Source organism: Streptomyces sp. JHA26 (assembly GCF_002005565.1).
Taxonomy (GTDB): Bacteria; Actinomycetota; Actinomycetes; order Streptomycetales; family Streptomycetaceae; genus Streptomyces.
Genome location: NZ_BDJC01000021.1, coordinates 13,234 through 33,326, shown reverse-complemented (window position 1 = coordinate 33,326; position 20,093 = coordinate 13,234). Strand labels below are relative to the sequence as shown.

At 71.6% G+C, this 20,093-nt stretch carries 16 protein-coding genes; 9 read left to right on the top strand and 7 right to left on the bottom strand.

From position 1 onward, the window contains the following. Positions 1-44: 44 nt before the first annotated feature. The gene (locus tag JHAT_RS15205) at positions 45-935 is read right to left on the bottom strand and encodes a glycerophosphodiester phosphodiesterase family protein (protein WP_077798705.1); all 891 of its coding nucleotides are present in this window, start codon (positions 933-935) and stop codon (positions 45-47) included. Between the two features lie 284 nt (positions 936-1,219). Here JHAT_RS15205 and JHAT_RS15200 point away from each other — a divergent pair, with 284 nt between their 5' ends. The 6 genes from JHAT_RS15200 (at position 1,220) to JHAT_RS15175 (ending at position 9,634) form a co-directional block, all read left to right on the top strand. Continuing rightward, positions 1,220-2,098, top strand: a complete 879-nt coding sequence (locus JHAT_RS15200) for an MHYT domain-containing protein (RefSeq protein WP_077798704.1) — start codon at positions 1,220-1,222, stop codon at positions 2,096-2,098. Between the two features lie 40 nt (positions 2,099-2,138). Next, entirely contained in the window at positions 2,139-4,277 is a 2,139-nt protein-coding gene (uvrB, locus tag JHAT_RS15195) for an excinuclease ABC subunit UvrB (protein ID WP_077798759.1), read from the top strand. A 142-nt stretch (positions 4,278-4,419) separates the two neighbouring features. Continuing rightward, the gene (locus JHAT_RS15190) at positions 4,420-4,998 is read left to right on the top strand and encodes a TerD family protein (RefSeq protein ID WP_077798703.1); all 579 of its coding nucleotides are present in this window, start codon (positions 4,420-4,422) and stop codon (positions 4,996-4,998) included. Positions 4,999-5,091: 93 nt separating this feature from the next. Further along, positions 5,092-7,065, top strand: coding sequence for a TerD family protein (locus JHAT_RS15185; RefSeq protein WP_077798702.1), 1,974 nt, complete (start codon positions 5,092-5,094; stop codon positions 7,063-7,065). A gap of 285 nt (positions 7,066-7,350) precedes the next feature. Further along, positions 7,351-8,340, top strand: coding sequence for a TerC/Alx family metal homeostasis membrane protein (locus JHAT_RS15180; protein ID WP_077798701.1), 990 nt, complete (start codon positions 7,351-7,353; stop codon positions 8,338-8,340). Between the two features lie 193 nt (positions 8,341-8,533). Further along, the gene (locus tag JHAT_RS15175) at positions 8,534-9,634 is read left to right on the top strand and encodes a calcium:proton antiporter (RefSeq protein WP_077798700.1); all 1,101 of its coding nucleotides are present in this window, start codon (positions 8,534-8,536) and stop codon (positions 9,632-9,634) included. A gap of 37 nt (positions 9,635-9,671) precedes the next feature. Here JHAT_RS15175 and JHAT_RS15170 read toward each other — a convergent pair whose 3' ends face one another. Beyond that, a complete protein-coding gene (locus JHAT_RS15170) occupies positions 9,672-10,718 on the bottom strand; it encodes a S66 peptidase family protein (RefSeq protein WP_077798699.1) in 1,047 nt (348 codons plus the stop codon). A 103-nt stretch (positions 10,719-10,821) separates the two neighbouring features. Between JHAT_RS15170 and aroQ the strand changes: the two genes are divergently transcribed. Then, positions 10,822-11,295 (top strand): type II 3-dehydroquinate dehydratase, encoded by a 474-nt coding sequence (aroQ, locus tag JHAT_RS15165; protein WP_077798758.1) that lies wholly within the window; start codon positions 10,822-10,824, stop codon positions 11,293-11,295. A 178-nt stretch (positions 11,296-11,473) separates the two neighbouring features. On the opposite strand, the gene JHAT_RS15160 is transcribed toward aroQ, so the two are convergent. After that, entirely contained in the window at positions 11,474-12,130 is a 657-nt protein-coding gene (locus JHAT_RS15160) for an MBL fold metallo-hydrolase (protein ID WP_077798698.1), read from the bottom strand. 47 nt (positions 12,131-12,177) lie between these two features. Beyond that, entirely contained in the window at positions 12,178-12,864 is a 687-nt protein-coding gene (locus JHAT_RS15155; RefSeq protein WP_077798697.1) for a maleylpyruvate isomerase family mycothiol-dependent enzyme, read from the bottom strand. 222 nt (positions 12,865-13,086) lie between these two features. Here JHAT_RS15155 and uvrA point away from each other — a divergent pair, with 222 nt between their 5' ends. Further along, positions 13,087-16,098: an excinuclease ABC subunit UvrA gene (gene uvrA, locus JHAT_RS15150; protein ID WP_077798696.1), complete on the top strand. Its 3,012-nt coding sequence runs from the start codon at positions 13,087-13,089 to the stop codon at positions 16,096-16,098. Positions 16,099-16,325: 227 nt separating this feature from the next. On the opposite strand, the gene JHAT_RS15145 is transcribed toward uvrA, so the two are convergent. Continuing rightward, positions 16,326-17,234, bottom strand: a complete 909-nt coding sequence (locus JHAT_RS15145) for a carbohydrate kinase (RefSeq protein ID WP_077798695.1) — start codon at positions 17,232-17,234, stop codon at positions 16,326-16,328. Beyond that, complete coding sequence (locus JHAT_RS15140) at positions 17,231-18,292, bottom strand: LacI family DNA-binding transcriptional regulator (RefSeq protein ID WP_077798694.1); 1,062 nt, start codon at positions 18,290-18,292, stop codon at positions 17,231-17,233. The genes JHAT_RS15145 and JHAT_RS15140 overlap by 4 nt, the downstream gene beginning before the upstream one ends. A 291-nt stretch (positions 18,293-18,583) precedes the next feature. On the opposite strand from JHAT_RS15140, the gene JHAT_RS15135 reads away from it, so the two are divergent. Beyond that, on the top strand, positions 18,584-19,006 hold the full coding sequence (locus JHAT_RS15135; protein ID WP_077798693.1) for a Rieske (2Fe-2S) protein: 423 nt from the start codon (positions 18,584-18,586) through the stop codon (positions 19,004-19,006). A gap of 25 nt (positions 19,007-19,031) precedes the next feature. On the opposite strand, the gene JHAT_RS15130 is transcribed toward JHAT_RS15135, so the two are convergent. Beyond that, entirely contained in the window at positions 19,032-20,012 is a 981-nt protein-coding gene (locus JHAT_RS15130) for a hypothetical protein (RefSeq protein ID WP_077798692.1), read from the bottom strand. Between the last annotated feature and the right edge of the window lie 81 nt (positions 20,013-20,093).

The following is a 20,093-nucleotide window of genomic DNA, read 5'->3' as shown; positions in this document are numbered from 1 at the left end:
CCGGGGCCGTCGTGCGCGGACGTCCCGCCCCGGGCGTGGCGGGGTCACCGACCGGAGGAGTCCGCCGCCTCCTCCACCGCGTCCCGCACCACGTCGGGCTTGTTGGTGATGATGCCGTCCACCTCGTACCCGGCGACCCGCCGGGCGACGGCCGGGTCGTCGACCGTCCAGGTGAAGACCTCCATGGCCCTGCCGTGCGGTCCGGCGAGGGCGTGGACGGAGGCGACGTAGTCCCGCGAGAGCGAGCCGTGGGACGGGTTGATCTGGTCGGTGAACCTCGCGTACTCGGGCAGGTCCGCCACGGCCGGGGTGCCGAGGAAACCGGTCTTGACGGCCGGCTTGAGGTCGTGGACGGTCCGGATGCTGTCCGCGTCGAAGCTCTGCACGATCAGTCGGCCGGCCACGTGCCGCCGGTCGAGCCAGCCCTCGTTGGCGAGGACCTTGAGGGTCTGCCGCTCGATCCCCGGGTAGAGCGCCGGGCTCTTGAGCTCCAGCAGCAGCTTCTGGTGGTGGAGGTCCACACGGTGCACGTACTGCTCCAGGGTCGGCACGCGCGCGCCCGCGTACTCGGCGCCGAACCAGCTCCCCGCGTCCAGCCGGGCGATCTCGGCGGCGGTGAAGTCCTTCACCTTCCAGGGCGCGCGGTCGGGGAAGACCTCCTCGACGTCGGTGGTGCGCTGCAGGCTCTCGTCGTGCATGACGACGAGCTCGCCGTCCTTGGTGCGCTGGACGTCGTTCTCCACCCAGCGGATGCCCAGCTCGGCCGCCTTGTCGACGGCGGCCAGCGTGTTCTCCGGCGCGTAGGCGGAGGCGCCCCGGTGGGCGACGACCGTCGGCGCGTCGTCACTGCCCCGGGTGTCTGCGTGAGAACCGGGAGCCGTGAGGGCGACCCCTACGAGCGCGGTGGTCAGGACGGCGGCTGCGCGCGCGTGCATGCGTACTCCTCGCGTCGAGCGTTCACGGACGGCACCACTGTGACAGCAGAGGGTCAACGGGAGACGGGCGCGGAATGGCCACAGGCTGAATGAAGCCGCTCGACTCCGCTCACCGGGGCCGCACATCTGGGGCAGGGCCGTGTTTCTTTGCGGGAGAATCGTTCGACCATTCCGGTGGGGGTCGTACTCTCTACTCTCTGCCTCGGCCCTGACCGTTCGCACGGTCCTGGGAAGGGAGCGCATCAGGGCATTCCGGGACGTAGTAGGCGGAAAGGCAGCCGCGTATGCAAGGCACGGTCGACGGATTCAGTTACGGACTCGTCACACCGCTGGTGGCCTTCCTCATGGCCTGCCTCGGCGGTGCCCTCGGGCTGCGCTGCACCACCAGATCCACGCTGGTCACCCGGCCGTGGCGCTCCGGATGGCTCGCCCTCGGTGCGACGGCGACCGGCTCCGGGGTGTGGACCATGCACTTCGTGGCGATGATGGGCTTCACGATCGAGGACACGCCGATCCGCTACGACTGGGGGATGACGTTCGCGAGTCTGGCGGTCGCCATCGTCATGGTGGGCGTGGGGATCTTCATCGCCGGCCACCGGGACGCTCGGGGAACGGCCCTGTTCACCGGAGGTACCGTCACCGGCCTGGGCATCGCCTCGATGCACTACCTGGGAATGGCCGGTATGCGGCTGGACGGACAGCTGGAGTACAACACGCTCACCGTGACCGCGTCCGTCGTCATCGCGATGGCCGCCGCCACCGCGGCCCTGTGGGCGGCCGGGCAGGCCCGGGGACTCCTCTGGAGCGTGGGCGCGAGCCTCGTGATGGGCCTCGCCGTCACCGGCATGCACTACACCGGCATGGCCGCGCTCGACGTCCACCTGCACGGCACGTCCGATCCCTCCTCCGGCGGCTCGCCGGCCGAGCTGCTCGGCCCCATGCTGATCGGCCCCCTCGCCTTCCTCCTCCTCGCCGGCGTCGTGATGCTGTTCGACCCGCTGATGGTCATGGGGAAGCCGGCCGGGGTGCCCGTCGAGCGTAAACCGGGCGTCCCCGCGCACCCCGGGCTCCCGCCGCGGGCCCACCGCCCGGCACACCACCCCGCGCGTCCCACGCGCCGCCACCTCGCCCACCGGCGCCCCCGCACCCCGCAGAACCGCTGATCCGGACCGGTTGTCAGTGCGGAGCCGTACGGTGGAACCCATGCGGCCCGTTTCCCAGATCGAACGCACGGTGGCGCCCTTCGAGGTCGTCAGCCCCTACCAGCCGAGCGGTGACCAGCCGGCGGCCATCGCCGACCTCGCCCGGCGCATCGAAGCAGGCGAGAAGGACGTCGTGCTGCTCGGCGCGACCGGCACCGGCAAGTCCGCCACCACCGCGTGGATGATCGAGAAGCTCCAGCGCCCCACCCTCGTGATGGCGCCGAACAAAACACTCGCCGCCCAGCTGGCGAACGAGTTCCGCGAGCTGCTGCCGAACAACGCCGTCGAGTACTTCGTCTCGTACTACGACTACTACCAGCCCGAGGCCTACGTCCCGCAGTCGGACACCTACATCGAGAAGGACTCCTCGATCAACGAGGAGGTGGAGCGCCTGCGCCACTCCGCGACCAACTCGCTGCTCACCCGCCGCGACGTCGTCGTGGTCGCCTCCGTCTCCTGCATCTACGGTCTCGGCACCCCGCAGGAGTACGTCGACCGCATGGTCCCCCTCCGCGTCGGCGACGAGCACGACCGGGACGAGCTGCTGCGCCGCTTCGTGGACATCCAGTACACGCGCAACGACATGGCCTTCACCCGCGGCACCTTCCGCGTGCGCGGCGACACCATCGAGATCTTCCCGGTCTACGAGGAGCTCGCCGTCCGCATCGAGATGTTCGGCGACGAGATCGAGGCGCTGTCCACGCTCCACCCCGTCACCGGCGAGATCATCAGCGACGACCAGCAGCTGTACGTCTTCCCGGCCTCCCACTACGTCGCGGGCCCCGAGCGCCTGGAGCGCGCGGTCAACGACATCGAGAAGGAACTGGCCGAGCGCCTCGCCGAGCTGGAGAAGCAGGGCAAGCTCCTGGAGGCCCAGCGGCTGCGGATGCGCACGACGTACGACCTCGAGATGCTCCGCCAGATCGGCAGCTGCTCGGGCGTCGAGAACTACTCGATGCACTTCGACGGCCGCTCGCCCGGTTCACCGCCCAACACCCTGCTGGACTACTTCCCGGACGACTTCCTGCTCGTCATCGACGAGTCGCACGTCACCGTGCCGCAGATCGGCGCCATGTACGAGGGCGACGCCTCCCGCAAGCGGACCCTGGTCGACCACGGTTTCCGGCTGCCCTCCGCGCTCGACAACCGTCCGCTGAAGTGGGAGGAGTTCCAGGAGCGCATCGGGCAGACCGTCTACCTGTCGGCGACCCCCGGCGCCTACGAACTCTCCCGCTCGGACGGCGCCGTCGAACAGATCATCCGCCCCACCGGCCTCGTCGACCCGGAGGTCGTGGTCAAGCCCACCGAGGGCCAGATCGACGACCTGGTGCACGAGATCCGCAAGCGGACCGAGAAGGACGAGCGCGTCCTCGTCACCACGCTCACCAAGAAGATGGCCGAGGACCTCACCGACTACTTCCTGGAGCTCGGCATCCAGGTCCGCTACCTGCACAGCGACGTCGACACGCTGCGCCGCGTGGAACTGCTGCGCGAGCTGCGCGCCGGCGAGTACGACGTCCTGGTCGGCATCAACCTCCTGCGCGAGGGCCTCGACCTGCCCGAGGTCTCCCTGGTGGCGATCCTCGACGCCGACAAGGAGGGCTTCCTGCGCTCCGGCACCTCCCTGATCCAGACCATCGGCCGCGCGGCGCGCAACGTCTCCGGCCAGGTCCACATGTACGCCGACAAGATCACCCCGGCGATGGAGAAGGCCATCGACGAGACCAACCGCCGCCGGGAGAAGCAGATCGCCTACAACAAGGCGAACGGCATCGATCCGCAGCCCCTCCGCAAGAAGATCAACGACATCGTCGCGCAGATCGTCCGCGAGGACGTCGACACCGAGCAGCTCCTCGGATCGGGCTACCGCCAGCCGAGGGACGGCAAGGGCGCCAAGACCCCCGTGCCCTCCCTCGGCGGCAAGGCGGCCGCCGGTGCCAGGGCGGCCAAGGGCAGGAAGACCGAGACGGTGCCCACCGACCGTCCCGCGGCGGAGCTCGCCGAGCAGATCGAGGACCTCACCACCCGCATGCGGGCCGCCGCCGCGGACCTGCAGTTCGAGATCGCCGCCCGACTGCGCGACGAGGTCTCCGAGATGAAGAAGGAACTGCGCCAGATGAAGGAGGCCGGCCTGGCCTGACGGCCCGTCCGGCACGCGGTGTGTTGCAAGACCGACACAAAGTGTGGACCTGGGTACGGCACTGTCGGTGGCTCTGCGTAGGGTTCTGGTCAACCGCGGGCGCCGCGGCAACAGGGGACAGTTCGTAGAGGGGAATCAGCGCGTGACCGTCAACATGACCAAGGGTCAGGCCATCAGTCTGCAGAAGAACGACGGCGGCAGCCTGACGTCGGTGCGCATGGGTCTCGGCTGGCAGGCGGCTCCCCGGCGCGGCCTGTTCGGCTCGCGCACCCGGGAGATCGACCTCGACGCCTCCGCCGTCCTGTTCGCCGACAAGCAGCCGGTCGACGTCGTCTTCTTCCGCCATCTGGTGAGCGACGACGGCTCGGTGCGCCACACCGGGGACAACCTGGTCGGCGGTGTCGGCCAGGGCGGCGACGACGAGGCGATCCTCGTCGACCTGCAGCGCGTCCCGGTCCACATCGACCAGATCGTCTTCACCGTGAACTCCTTCACGGGCCAGACGTTCCAGGAGGTGCAGAACGCGTTCTGCCGCCTGGTGGACGAGACCAACGGCCAGGAGCTCGCCCGCTACACACTGGCCGGCGGCGGCGCCTTCACGGCCCAGATCATGGCCAAGGTGCACCGGGCGGGACAGGGCTGGTCGATGACCGCCCTCGGTTCCCCGGCCAACGGCCGCACCTTCCAGGACCTGATGCCGGCGATCCTGCCGGTCCTGTAGGGCGGGACACCGACCCGGCCCGTTCCGTCAGGGACGGGCGGGCGGTTCAGCACACATCACGAGTGGCGCACGGGTGACACAGGGGGAACGACGATGACGGCCGAGCTGGTACGGGGGCAGAACCACCCGCTTCCCCAGGCCCGTCTGGAGATCCGGGTCTCGGCCGGCACGCCGGTGGTGGCCGCGGCCACGCTCGGCGACGAGAACGGGACGGTCCACGGGGCCGAGTGGGTGGCCCATCCGGGCACGCCCGCGCTGCCCGGACTGGAGGTCTCCCGGCAGGCAGCCGCCGACCACCGGCTCGCGGTGGACCTGGACGCCGTTCCGGACGCCGTGCACCGGGTCAGTGTGCTGCTCGCCCTGGCCGCGGCCGACGCGGCGGGCCCGTTCCGCTTCGGCGCCGTCGCCGCTCCCTTCGTCGCCGTCACCGGCCTCGACGGCACCGAGGTCGCCAGCTACACCATCACCGGCCTGGAGGCCGAGTCGGCCGTCGTCGCGCTGGAGCTCTACCGCCGGCAGGGCGCCTGGAAGGTGCGGGCCGTCGGCCAGGGCTACGCGGGCGGTCTCGCCGAACTCCTCGCCGACCAGGGCCTGCCGCAGGCCCACCGGCTCGCCGGCACGGTCCAGGAGGCGGTGGCCGGTGGCCTGGCCCGCTCGGTGCCGGCCCCCTCGCCGCAGACGGCGGACGGCGACCGTGCCCGGCAGACCGCCGCCCCGGCGCTCGGCCCGGACCACGGAGCGGGCGCGCCCCAGGGCACGCCCGCCCCCGTACCGGCGGCGTCCCCGTACGGCCCCCAGGGTGCCGGCGGCCCGCAGACGTCCGGCGGTCCGCAGACGTCCGGCGGTCCGATCGACTACAGCCACCCGCGCCGACAGCACGCGGCTCCGCCCGTGCCCGCGCCGACCGCGCCCCCGGCCGCACCCGGTCAGCCCGCACAGCCCGTCGCGGGCGATGCCACCGGCTGGTCGATGGACGAGCGGCTGTACAACCAGGTGTGGGGCATGTTCGAGGACCTGGCCCGCACCGCGGCCGCGTACCGCAGCGCCGTCGACTTCGCCGAGTCGCGCATGGAGAAGGAGATCGACCAGGCCCTGTCCGACCCGCGCAGCCGGATCGGCGGGCAGGGCGACGCCGCGCGCGAGGCCGCACGCACCCGCCACGCTCAGCTCGTGGCCCAGGCGAGGGAAGCCCTCGACCGGGACGTCGCCCAGCTCGCCGCCGAGGCGGCGGTCGTCGAGCCCGCCCTGCCGGCGGCCTACGCGCGCTGGGACAACCCCGTCTGGCACGCCTATCGCGTGCCCATGGAGATCCCCATGGCGGTGCGCCTGGGCGACCTCCGGCTGCCCGAGGCCGACCGGATACGCATACCGATGCTCGTCCGGCTGCCGCTGGAGCGCGGCCTGTGGATCGACAGCGGGCGTTCCGGCTCACTCGACGGTTCGTTCGCCGACTCCCACGAGAGGGGACGCCTGGCCCTGGAGGCGGCGGTCGCGCACGCGGCCCGGCTGCTCGCCGTCTACCCCGCGGGCGAGTTCACCGTCCACGTCATCGACCCGTCCGGAGCGGGGACGCAGGCCCTGGCACCGCTGGTGCAGAGCGGAGTGCTCGCCGCCCCGCCGGCCCTGGGCGCCGCGGGGACGGCCGACGTGCTCGCCCGGCTCACCCAGCGCGTCGACCTGGTGCAGATGGCGCTGCGGGGAGGCGCCGCCGACGCGCTGCCGCCCGGTCTCGACACGTCCCAGCAGCTCCTGATCGTCAACGACTTCCCGCACGGCTTCGACGACCGGGCCGTGAACCAGCTGCGCTACCTCGCGGACGAGGGCCCGGCGGTCGGTGTGCACCTGATGCTGGTCGCCGACCGCGAGGAGTCCGCGGGTTACGGACCGCTGCTCGACCCGCTGTGGCGTTCGCTGCTGCGCCTGACCCCGGTGGCCGACGACCATCTGGCCGACCCGTGGGTCGGCCACGCCTGGACGTACGAGCCCTCGCTCGTGCCGCCCGGCAGCCAGGTGCTCCAGCAGGTGCTCACCATGGTCGCCGCGGCCCGGCACTCGTGGAACCGGTGAGTCGAAGCTCGCACCAAGGTCTCGTAAAGCCATGCTGACCTGGCATTTTGGCTTTTCCTTTACCCTCCTCTTTACCTTTCCTTGGTGATGGGGGTACTGTTTTTCGTACGGAGGGGAGTACTCCCTGCCAACTGCGGCGTACCCGTCAATACGGATCAGGCCAGATCCCGGGGCGTCGGCCCGTGGGCTCCGGACGCGCTTCGCGCACCGGATGCCCGGGGTGGAAGAGACCTCCGGCAGCGACGACGCTGACATCTGCCGTGTGACGTACTGCCGGAGGCGTAAGTGGAAGTTTCCATGACCCTGTGGGTCCTGACCATCGTGGGCCTCGCCGCCCTCATCGCGGTCGATTTCTTCATCGGCCGCAAGCCGCACGACGTGTCGATCAAGGAAGCCGGGATCTGGACGGTCGTCTGGATCGCGCTGGCGGGCCTCTTCGGACTCGGGCTCCTCGTCTTCGGCGGTGGCCAGCCCGCCGGCGAGTTCTTCGCGGGCTTCATCACCGAGAAGTCCCTGAGCGTCGACAACCTCTTCGTCTTCGTCCTGATCATGGCGAAGTTCGCGGTGCCCACGCAGTACCAGCAGCGAGTACTCCTCGTCGGTGTCCTCATAGCCCTGGTCCTCAGGGCCATCTTCATCGCCGCCGGTGCCGCGATCCTCGCCAGCTTCTCGTGGGTGTTCTACCTCTTCGGCGCCTTCCTGATCTGGACCGCCTGGAAGCTCATCCAGGAGGCCCGGGCCGACGAGGAGGACGAGGAGTTCGAGGAGAACAAGCTGCTCAAGGCCGCCGAGCGCCGGTTCGGTGTCGCCGACCGGTACCACGGCACCAAGCTGTGGATCGAGGAGAACGGCAAGCGCATCATGACCCCGATGTTGGTCGTGATGCTCGCGATCGGCACCACCGATGTCCTCTTCGCGCTCGACTCCATCCCGGCGATCTTCGGCCTGACCCAGGACCCGTACATCGTGTTCACGGCCAACGCGTTCGCCCTGATGGGTCTGCGGCAGCTGTACTTCCTCATCGGCGGACTGTTGAGGAAGCTGGTCCACCTCTCGTACGGCCTGTCGATCATCCTGGGCTTCATCGGCGTGAAGCTGGTGCTGCACGCCCTGCACGAGTCCGGGGTCCACGTCCCCGAGATCAGCATTCCGGTCTCGCTCGGCGTGATCTGCTCGGTGCTGATCGTCACCACGATCACCAGCCTCCGGACCTCCCGGAAGCAGGCGGAAGCGACGGCCGCCCAGGACGCGTCGAAGCAGGACATCGACGCCTGACCCGGGTGCGCCCGCCCGTCGGGCGCGCAGGCTGCTACCACCGGGAGCGGCGAGCGGCGCAGAGCCGTCCGCCGCTTCCGGCGTCGCGGCGCCGGCCGGGAGAGGTGGCCCTGAGCGCGGGGCCCGGCCGACGACGTTCCCCGTCCGTGTGACCGGGAGTGCGGAGGCCGTTCGCCTCTGCGACGATCGCTGCATGATCACTCGGCCCAGGGCGCTCCTCGCACAGTGGACGACCGTCACGCCCGTGGTCGCGGTCGTGCTGCTGGGCCTCACCTGGGGACGCGACCTCCCCGGTGTGGTCGTGGCGCTGCTGACCGTCGTGCTCGCGCTGTCCGTCCTGGCGGCCGTGCACCACGCCGAGGTGGTCGCCCACCGGGTCGGTGAGCCCTTCGGCTCCCTCGTGCTCGCCATCGCCGTCACCGTCATCGAAGTCGCCCTCATCGTGACGCTGATGGCGGACGGCGGCGACAAGAGCGCGACCCTCGCCCGGGACACCGTCTTCGCGGCCGTGATGATCACCTGCAACGGCGTCGTCGGGCTCAGCCTGCTCGTCGCCTCCCTGCGCCACGGCACGGCGGTGTTCAACCCGGAGGGCACCGGCGCCGCCCTCGCCACGGTGGCGACCCTGGCCACGCTCAGCCTGGTGCTGCCGACGTTCACGACCAGCGCGCCGGGCCCGGAGTTCTCCACCGTCCAGCTGACCTTCGCGGCGCTGTCCTCACTGATCCTCTACGGGCTGTTCATCACGACCCTGACCGTACGGCACCGCGACTACTTCCTCCCGATCACCCGGCAGGGCGAGGTGATCACCGTGGAGGACCACGCGAACGCGCCGTCGGCCCGCACCGCGCTGGTCAGCCTGGGCCTGCTGGCGCTGGCTCTGATCGGCGTCGTCGGGCTGGCGAAAGGGGTGTCACCCACCATCGAGGACGGGGTGGAAGCCGCGGGGCTCCATCACGCCGTGGTCGGCGTGATCATCGCCCTGCTGGTCCTCCTCCCCGAGACCATCGCCGCCCTGCGCACCGCCCGCCGGGACCGGGTACAGACCAGCCTGAATCTCGCGCTCGGGTCCGCGATGGCCAGCATCGGACTGACCATCCCGGCCGTCGCCCTGGCCTCCGTCTGGCTCTCCGGGCCGCTGGTCCTGGGCCTCGGCCCCACCCACATGGTGCTGCTCGCGCTGACGGTCGTGGTGGCCTCCCTGACGGTCGTGCCGGGGCGTGCCACACCGCTGCAGGGTGGCGTCCACCTGGTGCTGTTCGCGGCGTACCTGGAACTCGCGATCAACCCCTAGCCGGCGAGGAGCCCCGGCACGCGGACCGGTGCGTGGATCAGTACGTGACGACGATCCGCCGGGCGGGGCCGTCGACGCGGACGTGTCCGCCGTACGGGACGACGACCTGCGGATCGGTGTGGCCGAGGTCCACGTCGAAGACGATCGTGGCCTCGGGAGCGTAGGTCCGCATCGCGCGCAGCACCGCCTCCCGCTGCTCCGCCGCGTAACGGGCACCCTCCTCGAGGCCGTGGGGACGCTCGAAGGACCACGTCTTCGGGCGGCCCATCAGCAGGGCGGAGAAACGCCCGAGCAGGCCGCGCTCGCCCATGGCGCGCAGCGTCCGGAAGACCTCCGTGGAGCTCGGCAGTTCCTCCGAGGTCTCCAGGAACAGCACACCCCCGTCGTACTCGGCCGGATCCCGCGCGATCTCGCGGTCGGCCATCAGCAGTCCGCCGAGGATCTCCAGACAGCCGCCCCAGCTGCGCCCCTCGACCACCCGGTCGGCATGGACCCAGGACCAGCCCGAACCGGGCCGGGACCCCGGTTCCGTCTCGAAGGTCGCGGGGTCGGCCCAGTCCCGGTCCACGTCGTTCCAGCGCTCGGCGGGCCGCAGTTCGTACGGGCCCGAGGTGAACAGCGCTGCCCGCAGGGACTCGGCGGTCTGCGGGTGCATGGCACCGGAACGGCCCAGCTCGCACATCACGCTCGCGCCGTGGTAGGCGACGACTCCCGTGTTGCGCAGGAAGGCGAGCAGGTTCGTGTTGTCGCTCCACCCGAAGAACGGCTTCGGGTTGGCCCGCAGCAACTCCCGGTCCAGGTGCGGCAGGACGGTGATCTGGTCGTCGCCGCCGATCGACGCGAACACGGCCTTGATATCCGGGTCGGCGAAGGCCCCGTGGATGTCGTCGGCCCGTTCGCGCGGTGTCGAGCCCATCTTCCGGGTGGCCGGGTACTCGACCGGTTCCAGGCCGAACTCCTTGCGCAGCCGCTCCAGGCCCAACTCGTAGGGGAGCGGGAACAGCCCGGGCAGTCCCGACGCGGGGGATATGACCGCGACGCGGTCTCCTGGCGAGGGCTTGGGCGGATAGACGATCATCGGCATGCGGGGAGGATACGGGCGGCCGTGTCGCCGACGCACCGTGATAAACCGGGGCGAGCGCCGGTCGGCCAAGGACCGCCGCACCTCGAACGGACCGGAGGAAACCGTGCCCCGCACCCTGGCCAACGCCCCGATCATGATCCTCAACGGGCCCAACCTGAACCTGCTCGGCCAGCGCCAGCCGGAGATCTACGGCTCCGACACGCTCGCCGACGTCGAGGCCCTGTGCGTCAAGGCCGCCGCGGCACACGGCGGCACGGTGGACTTCCGCCAGTCCAACCACGAGGGCGAACTGGTCGACTGGATCCACGAGGCACGGCTGAACCACTGCGGGATGGTGATCAACCCCGCCGCCTACTCGCACACGTCCGTCGCGATCCTGGACGCGCTCAACACCTGTGACGGGCTGCCGGTGGTGGAGGTCCACATCTCCAACATCCACCAGCGCGAGCCGTTCCGGCATCACTCCTACGTGTCGCAGCGGGCCGACGGCGTGATCGCGGGATGCGGTGTGCAGGGATACGTGTTCGGCGTGGAGCGGATCGCGGCACTGGCCGGGGCGGGACAGGCCGCCACCTGACGAGCCGGGGCCGCCGGCCGAGGGCGCAGGGAACGGAAGACCGGCGGCCCGTGCCGCCCGGGAGCCGTCGTCCTGGGCGGGGCAGCCCCCCAGTGGACCGCCCCGTCCCCGCGGGACGACAGCGCGCATGGGGTGTCGCTGCGGGCGAACGCATCACACGGGGCGCATACGGGGGCGCTCACCACCCGCGCGCGTGCCACTCCGGCAGGTGGGGGCGCTCCGCGCCCAGCGTGGTGTCGTTGCCGTGTCCCGGGTAGACCCACGTCTCGTCCGGGAGGACGTCGAAGACCTTGGTCTCGACGTCGTGCATCAGGCTTGCGAACGCCTCGGGGTCCTTGTGCGTGTTGCCCACACCGCCCGGGAAGAGGCAGTCCCCGGTGAACACGTGCGGATGTCCGTGCGGGTCGTCGTAGACGAGGACGATCGAGCCCGGCGTGTGCCCGACCAGGTGGCGCGCGGTGAGTTCCACCTGCCCCACCCGGATGGTGTCGCCGTCGTCGACCGGTACGTCGGTGGGCACGGGGATGCCCTCGGCGTCGTGCCGGCCGGCGTAGGTCCGGGCGCCGGTGGCCGCGACGACCTCGGCCAGCGCCTGCCAGTGGTCGCCGTGCCGGTGGGTGGTGACGACGGAGGCGATGCCGTCGTCACCGATGGTGCCGAGCAACGCGTGCGCGTCGTTCGCGGCGTCGATCAGCAATTGCTCGTCGGTGGCCCGGCAGCGCAGCAGATAGGCGTTGTTGTCCATCGGGCCGACCGCGAGCTTGGTGATCATCAGGTCCTTGAGCTCGTGCACCTGGGCGGGGCCGCCGACCCGCACCTCTCCGCTGTAGGTCATGACGGCCAGCCTAGCGCCGGGAGGCGGTCCGCAACCGCCTCCCCCGGCTACAGCGGCGGCAGGGCGGGCAGCGTGCCCCCGTCCACGGTCAGCGCGGACCCCTCGCGCCGCCCGGCGAGCCAGCCCAGCAGGTCGGCGGGGGCCCCGGCGACGGTGATCTCCCGTCCGCCCTCCTCGCGGCCCGTGCGCCACGCGCGCGTGCCGTCCGTGAGGTGCGTGGGCGGCACGTCCGGGTGCCCGGTGAAGCGGGCCGCCAGGAACGCGATCTCACGCTCGGTGAACTCCTCCGGGAGGTCCTCCAGCTCGTAGCCGATCCCGAGGTCCACGTGGTGCAGCTCCACCTCGACCCAGCGCCGGAACGGCACCCGGGACGCCGAGTCGGTGACCCCGTTGCGCAGCGCGACCGTGCGCGACCAGTCGGCGGGGACGGCGCCCGCCGCCTGGAAGCGGGCCGCGCTCTCGCGCAGGTCCGCGAGCTGTGCCTCGGGAGGACGCGGGGCGTCGCGCTCGATGTCGGCGTCGCGGGCCTCGGCGGACACGTACATGGGGCGGCCTTCGAGAACGTTCACGAGGGCGTCCGCGTTGCGGGCGAGGTGGGCGAGGACGTGACCGCGGGTCCAGCCGGGGAGCCGTGACTGGTCCGTCACGCCCGCGTTGTCCAGTTTGCCGACCGCGAGCAGCAGTCGCTCGGTGGCGTCCCGTACAGACGCCAGGTCACGCGCGTGATCAATCATGCCGTCGACCTTAGACCGCGCCACTCCTTCGGGTGAAGGATGCGGACGATCCCCGAAAATCGAATGCACGTGCTATATGGTCGAGTGCGGCGTCGGGCATGCTGGGGAGTCGGGGTTTGTTGACAACCGGTGAATCGACCGGCGTTGTCAGTGGCTCCCCCTAGTCTGAGGAAGACGGGGGCCCCGCCCCTGTCACTTCTCTCAAGAAAGGTGCGGACCGGCGTGGCCGACCGTCTCATCGTCCGTGGCGCGCGCGAGCACAATCTGAAGAACGTCTCGCTCGACCTGCCTCGTGACTCGCTCATCGTCTTCACGGGCCTGTCCGGGTCGGGTAAGTCCTCCCTGGCCTTCGACACGATCTTCGCGGAGGGCCAGCGGCGCTACGTGGAGTCGCTCTCCTCGTACGCCCGGCAGTTCCTCGGCCAGATGGACAAGCCGGACGTCGACTTCATCGAAGGCCTCTCCCCGGCGGTCTCCATCGACCAGAAGTCGACCTCGCGCAACCCGCGCTCCACGGTCGGCACCATCACCGAGGTCTACGACTACCTGCGCCTGCTCTTCGCCCGCATCGGCAAGCCGCACTGTCCCGAGTGCGGCCGGCCCATCTCGCGCCAGTCGCCGCAGGCCATCGTCGACAAGGTCCTGGAGCTGCCGGAGGGCAGCCGCTTCCAGGTGCTGTCGCCGCTGGTGCGCGAGCGCAAGGGCGAGTTCGTCGACCTCTTCGCCGACCTGCAGACCAAGGGCTACTCCCGCGCGCGGGTGGACGGCGAGACCGTCCAGCTCTCCAACCCGCCCACGCTGAAGAAGCAGGAGAAGCACACCATCGAGGTGGTCGTCGACCGCCTCACCGTGAAGGACTCCGCCAAGCGCCGCCTCACCGACTCCGTGGAGACCGCGCTCGGCCTGTCCGGCGGCATGGTCGTGCTCGACTTCGTCGACCTCCCCGAGGACGACCCCGAGCGCGAGCGCATGTACTCGGAGCACCTGTACTGCCCGTACGACGACCTGTCCTTCGAGGAGCTGGAGCCCCGCTCCTTCTCCTTCAACTCGCCCTTCGGCGCCTGCCCCGACTGCTCGGGCATCGGCACGCGCATGGAGGTCGACCCGGAGCTGATCGTCCCGGACCCGGACAAGTCCCTGGACGAGGGCGCCATCCACCCCTGGTCGCACGGGCACACCAAGGACTACTTCGCCCGCCTCATCGGCGCCCTCGCGGACGCGCTGGGCTTCCGTACGGACATCCCGTTCGCGGGACTGCCGCTGCGTGCCCGCAAGGCCCTGCTGAACGGGCACAAGACGCAGGTCGAGGTCCGCTACCGCAACCGGTACGGGCGCGAACGCCGCTACACCACGGCCTTCGAGGGCGCCGTCCCCTTCGTCAAGCGCCGGCACAGCGAGTCCGAGAGCGACGCCAGCCGCGAGCGCTTCGAGGGCTACATGCGCGAGGTGCCCTGCCCCACCTGTGAGGGCACCCGCCTGAAGCCGCTCGTCCTCGCGGTCACCGTCATGGGCAAGTCGATCGCCGAGGTCTCGGCGATGTCCATCAGCGACTGCGCCGACTTCCTGGGCGAGCTGAAGCTCAGCGACCGGGACAAGAAGATCGCCGAGCGCGTGCTGAAGGAGGTCAACGAGCGGCTGCGCTTCCTGGTCGACGTCGGCCTGGACTACCTCTCGCTGAACCGCGCGGCCGGCACGCTCTCCGGCGGCGAGGCCCAGCGCATCCGCCTGGCCACCCAGATCGGCTCCGGACTCGTCGGCGTGCTGTACGTCCTCGACGAGCCGTCCATCGGCCTGCACCAGCGCGACAACCACCGGCTGATCGAGACCCTCGTCCGGCTCCGCGACATGGGCAACACGCTCATCGTCGTCGAGCACGACGAGGACACCATCAAGGTCGCCGACTGGATCGTCGACATCGGCCCCGGCGCCGGCGAACACGGCGGCAAGGTGGTGCACAGCGGCTCCGTCAAGGAGCTGCTCGACAACGCCGAGTCGCAGACCGGCCTGTACCTGTCGGGCAAGAAGGCCATCCCGCTGCCCGAGGTGCGGCGTCCGCGCGACCCGTCCCGGCAGCTCACCGTGCACGGCGCCCGCGAGAACAACCTGCAGGACATCGACGTGTCCTTCCCGCTGGGTGTCTTCACCGCGGTGACCGGCGTCTCCGGCTCCGGCAAGTCGACGCTGGTCAACGACATCCTCTACACGCACCTCGCGCGGGAACTGAACGGTGCCCGCAGCGTGCCCGGGCGGCACACGCGGGTGGACGGCGACGACCTCGTCGACAAGGTCGTCCACGTCGACCAGTCGCCCATCGGCCGCACCCCGCGGTCCAACCCGGCGACGTACACCGGCGTCTTCGACCACATCCGCAAGCTGTTCGCCGAGACGACGGAGGCGAAGGTCCGCGGCTACATGCCCGGCCGGTTCTCCTTCAACGTCAAGGGCGGCCGCTGCGAGAACTGCGCGGGCGACGGCACGATCAAGATCGAGATGAACTTCCTCCCGGACGTCTACGTCCCGTGCGAGGTCTGCCACGGTGCCCGGTACAACCGGGAGACCCTGGAGGTCCACTACAAGGGCAAGTCCATCGCCGACGTCCTGAACATGCCGATCGAGGAGGCGACCGACTTCTTCGAGGCGGTTCCCGCGATCGCCCGGCACATGAAGACGCTCAAGGACGTCGGCCTCGGCTACGTCAGGCTCGGCCAGTCCGCGACCACCCTGTCCGGCGGTGAGGCACAGCGCGTGAAGCTCGCCAGCGAGCTGCAGCGCCGCTCCACCGGCCGCACGGTCTACGTCCTGGACGAGCCGACCACCGGCCTGCACTTCGAGGACATCAGCAAGCTGCTCACCGTTCTGTCCGGCCTGGTCGACAAGGGCAACACGGTCATCGTCATCGAGCACAACCTCGACGTGATCAAGACCGCCGACTGGGTCGTCGACATGGGGCCCGAAGGCGGCGCCGGCGGTGGCCTGGTGGTCGCCGAAGGCACACCCGAGCAGGTCGCCGGCGTTCCGGCCAGCCACACCGGCAAGTTCCTCAGGGACATCCTCGGCGCCGACCGGGTCAGTGACGCGATCCCGGCGCAGGCCACGCGCAAGGCGGCGAAGACGGTGGCGGCCAAGGCCACCGCCAGGAAGACGGCCACCGGGAAGATCGGCACCGCCGCGGCGAAGAAGGCCGGGACCGCCAGGACCGCCGCGAAGAAGACGACGCGGTCGCGCAAGGCCTGACGAGCCCGGCGTGCCGGGGCCCGGCGTCCACGCGCAGGGCCCCGGCACGGACGCGCCGTGCCCCACGGAAGAACCCGTGGGGCACGGCGCGTCCGCGCATCCGGAAGCTCGCCCGCCGCCCGCCGCCCGCCGCCCGCCGCCCGCCGCGATGCCGCACCGGGCCACCTGACGGGCGCAGCCCGGTGCCCTGCGGGCCGTACGGCCGGCCGGTCGAGGCCCGCCGGTCCTCAGAGAGCCACCTCGTGGGCGTACGGAGGTTCCGCGCCCGCGCGTGAACAGGTGACCGCCGCCGCGCGGGCGGCGAAATGGAGCAGGTCGGTCCAGCCGTCGGACCCCAGTGCGGCCACCGCGTGCCCGGTGAGCGCGTCCCGCACCGCGAGGCCGTGCAGCAGGGCCGCGTTCACCGTGTCGCCCGCGCCGATGGTGTCCACCACCTCGATCCGTTCGCCCGGCACCGTGTACTCGCCCCCGTCACGGGTGAACGCCGTCAGCCCCTCACCGCCGCGGGTGATCACCACCGCCGCCGGACCGGCCGCCAGCCACTCCCGGGGGGTGCCGCCGAGCCACTCGGCGTCCTCCGCGGACAGTTTCAGCAGCGACACCGACGGCAGCCAGCTCTTGAACCGGGCCCGGTAGGCGTCCGGGTCCGGGATCAGCCCCGCCCGGACGTTCGGGTCGAGCGCCGTGAACACGCCCCGCGCGGCCGTCTCGCGCAGCAGCTCCTCGTACGCGCTCGCCCCGGGCTCCAGCACCAGCGAACAGGTGCCGAAGGACACTGCCCGGGTGCCCGGTGGCAGCGCGGACGGCACCGTGAACAGCCGGTCCGCGGTGCCCTCCACGTAGAAGGAGTACGCGGCCGAGCCGTCCGCGCCGACCGTGGCCACGGCGAGCGTCGTCGGCTCGGCCCCGCGCTGCACCGGCGACACGTCCACGCCGGTCTCGCGGAGCCGGTCCAGCAGCGCCTCGCCGAAGGCGTCGTAGGACACCCGGGAGCAGAAGGCGGCGGGGGAGCCGAGGCGGCCCAGCGCGACGGCGGTGTTGTACGGGCCGCCGCCGAGCGCCGGGCGCAGCGCGGCGAGGGCGCCCGTGCCCTGCGGTACCAGGTCGATCAGTGCCTCACCGGCGACGACGATCACGGGAGGGTCCTTTCGTGGGCCTGTTCGGAGGCTTGCCGGGGCTGCTCGGGGCAGCCGCACGAGGTGCGGTGGACGAAGGCGCAGGGCAGTCGCACGGTCCTGGCCGGCCGGTCCGGCGCGGCGAGCCGCTCCAGCAGCAGCCGGACGGCCTGGGCGCCGACCTCCTTGCCGGGCTGCGCGACGGCGGTCAGGCGCGGTGCGAACAGGTCCGCCCAGGCGAAGTCGTCGAAGCAGCACAGCGCGAGATCGCCGGGCACGGACAGGCCGCGGTCCCGCAGGGCGCGCAGCGCGCCGATGGTCATCGCGTTGTTGGCGGTGACCAGCGCGGTGGGCGGCGCCGCGAGGGACAGCAGGGCCGCCGTGGCCCGCTCGCCCCCGGCCGCACCGGAGTCCCCGTGCACCACCAGCCGCTCGTCGTACGGCAGCCCGGCGGCGGTGAGACCGTCCCGGTACCCGGCGATCCGCTCGCGCGTCGTGCTGAACCCCGCCCGGCCCGCGACCAGGCCGATGCGGCGATGGCCGAGCCCGGCGAGGTGGCCGACCAGCCCGGTGGTGGGACCGGCGCTCTCCGCGCACACCTGGTCGAAGCGGGGACCGCCCTTCTCCGGCGCGTCGACGACCCGGTCGAGGAGCACGGCGGGCACCCGGTGGCGTGCCAGGTAGGCGAGGAGCGCGCCCGGATCGGCGGAGGGGGCGACGATCACGCCGTCCACGCGCCGCTCGTGCAGCAGCCGCACGACCGTGAGTTCGTGCCCGGGGTCGTCGTGCGGGTCGGCGATGAGCAGGCTGTAGCCGTGCTCCAGGGCCTCGGCCTCGACGCCCTGGAGGATCTCCGTGAAGTAGGGATTGCTGATCGCCGACACCGCGAGCCCGAGGGAACGGGTCCGGGAGGTCACCAGGGAGCGGGCGAGGGTGTTCGGGGTGTAGCCGAGCTCCTCGACGGCGTCCAGCACCGCCTGACGGGTGTGCGGCAGCACGGGACGGGTGCCGTTGAGGACGTGCGAGACCGTCGCCACGGAGACCCCGGCGCTCCGCGCGACGTCGGCCATGGTCGCCATCCGAGCGTCCTCTTCCCTGGTGTGTCCCTCGTACGCGCCGTACGCGCCGTACGCGCCGTACGCGCCGTACGCGCCGTACGCGCCGTACGCGCCGTACGTCCCTCGCGCCGCCTGGTGTGCTGCCCGTCGTGCTGCCGGGGAGCGTAACCCGTCCCACGCTCGGCGTAAACGCTTGCGCAAGCGTTTACGTCAGGGAGAGCGATCAGGTCTCCTCACGGCGACCCACCCGGCCGGGCGTCCGACGCCGCCGGATATCGTCGCCCTGCACACCCCCGACCAGTGGAGATCCCCATGCCCGGCCGCCCCGCCCCGAGCCGTCGTACCGTCCTGCGCTCGGCGGCCCTCACGCCCGTCGTCGGGCTCGGTTCGGCCGCCTGTTCACCGGGCGACGACGGTGCGGCCGCACAGCCGACCGCACCCGTCGACCTCGGGGCGGACGGCGAGGTGGCCAAGGGCACCGTCAAGCTCTACCGGGACCAGAACGTGGTGGTGAGCCGTGCGGACGACGGTTCCATGAAGGCCTACAGCACGATCTGCACGCACGCGGGGTGCCCCATCAGGAAGCTGGAGGGGACCAAGCTCGTCTGCCCCTGCCACGGCAGCGAGTTCGACGCCCGCACCGGCGAGGTGCTGCACGCACCGGCGACCGTGGCGCTCGTGGAACTGCGCGTCGACGTGCGGCAGGGCCGGATCGTCGCGAGCCCCGAGGCCTGACCGCGTACGGGCCGGCGGCGCCCGCTCACTCCCAGTCCCAGGCGATCCCCAGCATGCCCGGCCGCACCCGCGCCTCGACGAGGTGCACCGAGTGGTGCGGTCCGCTCATGGCCAGGTCCCGCAGGCCGCCGCGCGGCGCCGCCGCCGAGTGCTGCGCGAACCGCCGGCAGCGCACGGGCGTGGCCGCCGCGTCGAACCCCACCTGGAGCGCGTACTGCCCGCCCGCCGCGCCGAACGCGCGGACGTACTCGTGCGACACGCCCGCGGTGCCGTCCTCGACGCCGTAGCGGAAGAGATAGGTGTCCCCGGCCCGCAGGCGGGTGCCGAAGAGCAGTTCCGTCACCAGCACACCGGTGTCGTGGTGGGTGCGGACGCGCCCCGTGCGGCAGTTCTCCAGCGCGTGGACGGTCATCCGCGCGGGGGCGCACCCCGGGTCGCCGTGGTGGACGGCGACGAAGCGGTCGACGCCGTCCCGGTGGGCGCGGACGATGTGGTGCGACTCGCGCCCCGCCAGCTCGCGCCGGGCTCCGATCCGGACCCGTTCGTGGTGCCCGAGGGTGTGCAGCCCGTCGTCCGCGGACGGCCGGCCGAGTTCGCCCAGCAGCCGGTGCAGGACGCCCGAGGCCTCCTCCCGGGCCCGGTAGGAACGCACCGGGGGCCGCTGTGCCGACGCCTGCTCGCCGGTCTCGGCGAGCAGGCGTATCAGCGACTCCTCGGGCAGCTGGAGTATCTCCTCCAGAGCTCGCACGGCCCGCAGCGACTCCGGCCGCTGCGGCCGCCGGGCGCCCTGCTGCCAGTAGCTCAGGCTCGTGACGCCCACCCTCACCCCGTGCCGCGACAGATGGTGCTGGACGCGCTGCAACGGCAGTCCGCGGGCGGCGATCGCGGCGCGCAGGGCGACGTGGAACGGGCCGCCGCGCAACGCCGAGTCGAGTGCCGCGGTGCCGGCGCCCGAGGTGACGACGTCCGCGATGTCGGCGTCCGCGTGCTGTGTGGCGTGCGGCATGCAGGGGCCTTTCTGTGAATGTTCACAACGGCTGGTCGGGCCGTTCGGCGTGGATCCGCCGGGGCCCGCCCCCGGTCGCGG

Excerpts from the sequence above, each read along its gene's own strand:
- JHAT_RS15205 (WP_077798705.1), bottom strand. The coding sequence starts at position 935 with ATGCACGCGCGCGCAGCCGCCGTCCTGACCACCGCGCTCGTAGGGGTC.
- JHAT_RS15200 (WP_077798704.1), top strand. The coding sequence starts at position 1,220 with ATGCAAGGCACGGTCGACGGATTCAGTTACGGACTCGTCACACCGCTG.
- uvrB (WP_077798759.1), top strand. The coding sequence starts at position 2,139 with ATGCGGCCCGTTTCCCAGATCGAACGCACGGTGGCGCCCTTCGAGGTC.
- JHAT_RS15185 (WP_077798702.1), top strand. The coding sequence starts at position 5,092 with ATGACGGCCGAGCTGGTACGGGGGCAGAACCACCCGCTTCCCCAGGCC.
- JHAT_RS15175 (WP_077798700.1), top strand. The coding sequence starts at position 8,534 with ATGATCACTCGGCCCAGGGCGCTCCTCGCACAGTGGACGACCGTCACG.
- JHAT_RS15170 (WP_077798699.1), bottom strand. The coding sequence starts at position 10,718 with ATGCCGATGATCGTCTATCCGCCCAAGCCCTCGCCAGGAGACCGCGTC.
- JHAT_RS15160 (WP_077798698.1), bottom strand. The coding sequence starts at position 12,130 with ATGACCTACAGCGGAGAGGTGCGGGTCGGCGGCCCCGCCCAGGTGCAC.
- JHAT_RS15155 (WP_077798697.1), bottom strand. The coding sequence starts at position 12,864 with ATGATTGATCACGCGCGTGACCTGGCGTCTGTACGGGACGCCACCGAG.
- JHAT_RS15140 (WP_077798694.1), bottom strand. The coding sequence starts at position 18,292 with ATGGCGACCATGGCCGACGTCGCGCGGAGCGCCGGGGTCTCCGTGGCG.
- JHAT_RS15135 (WP_077798693.1), top strand. The coding sequence starts at position 18,584 with ATGCCCGGCCGCCCCGCCCCGAGCCGTCGTACCGTCCTGCGCTCGGCG.
- JHAT_RS15130 (WP_077798692.1), bottom strand. The coding sequence starts at position 20,012 with ATGCCGCACGCCACACAGCACGCGGACGCCGACATCGCGGACGTCGTC.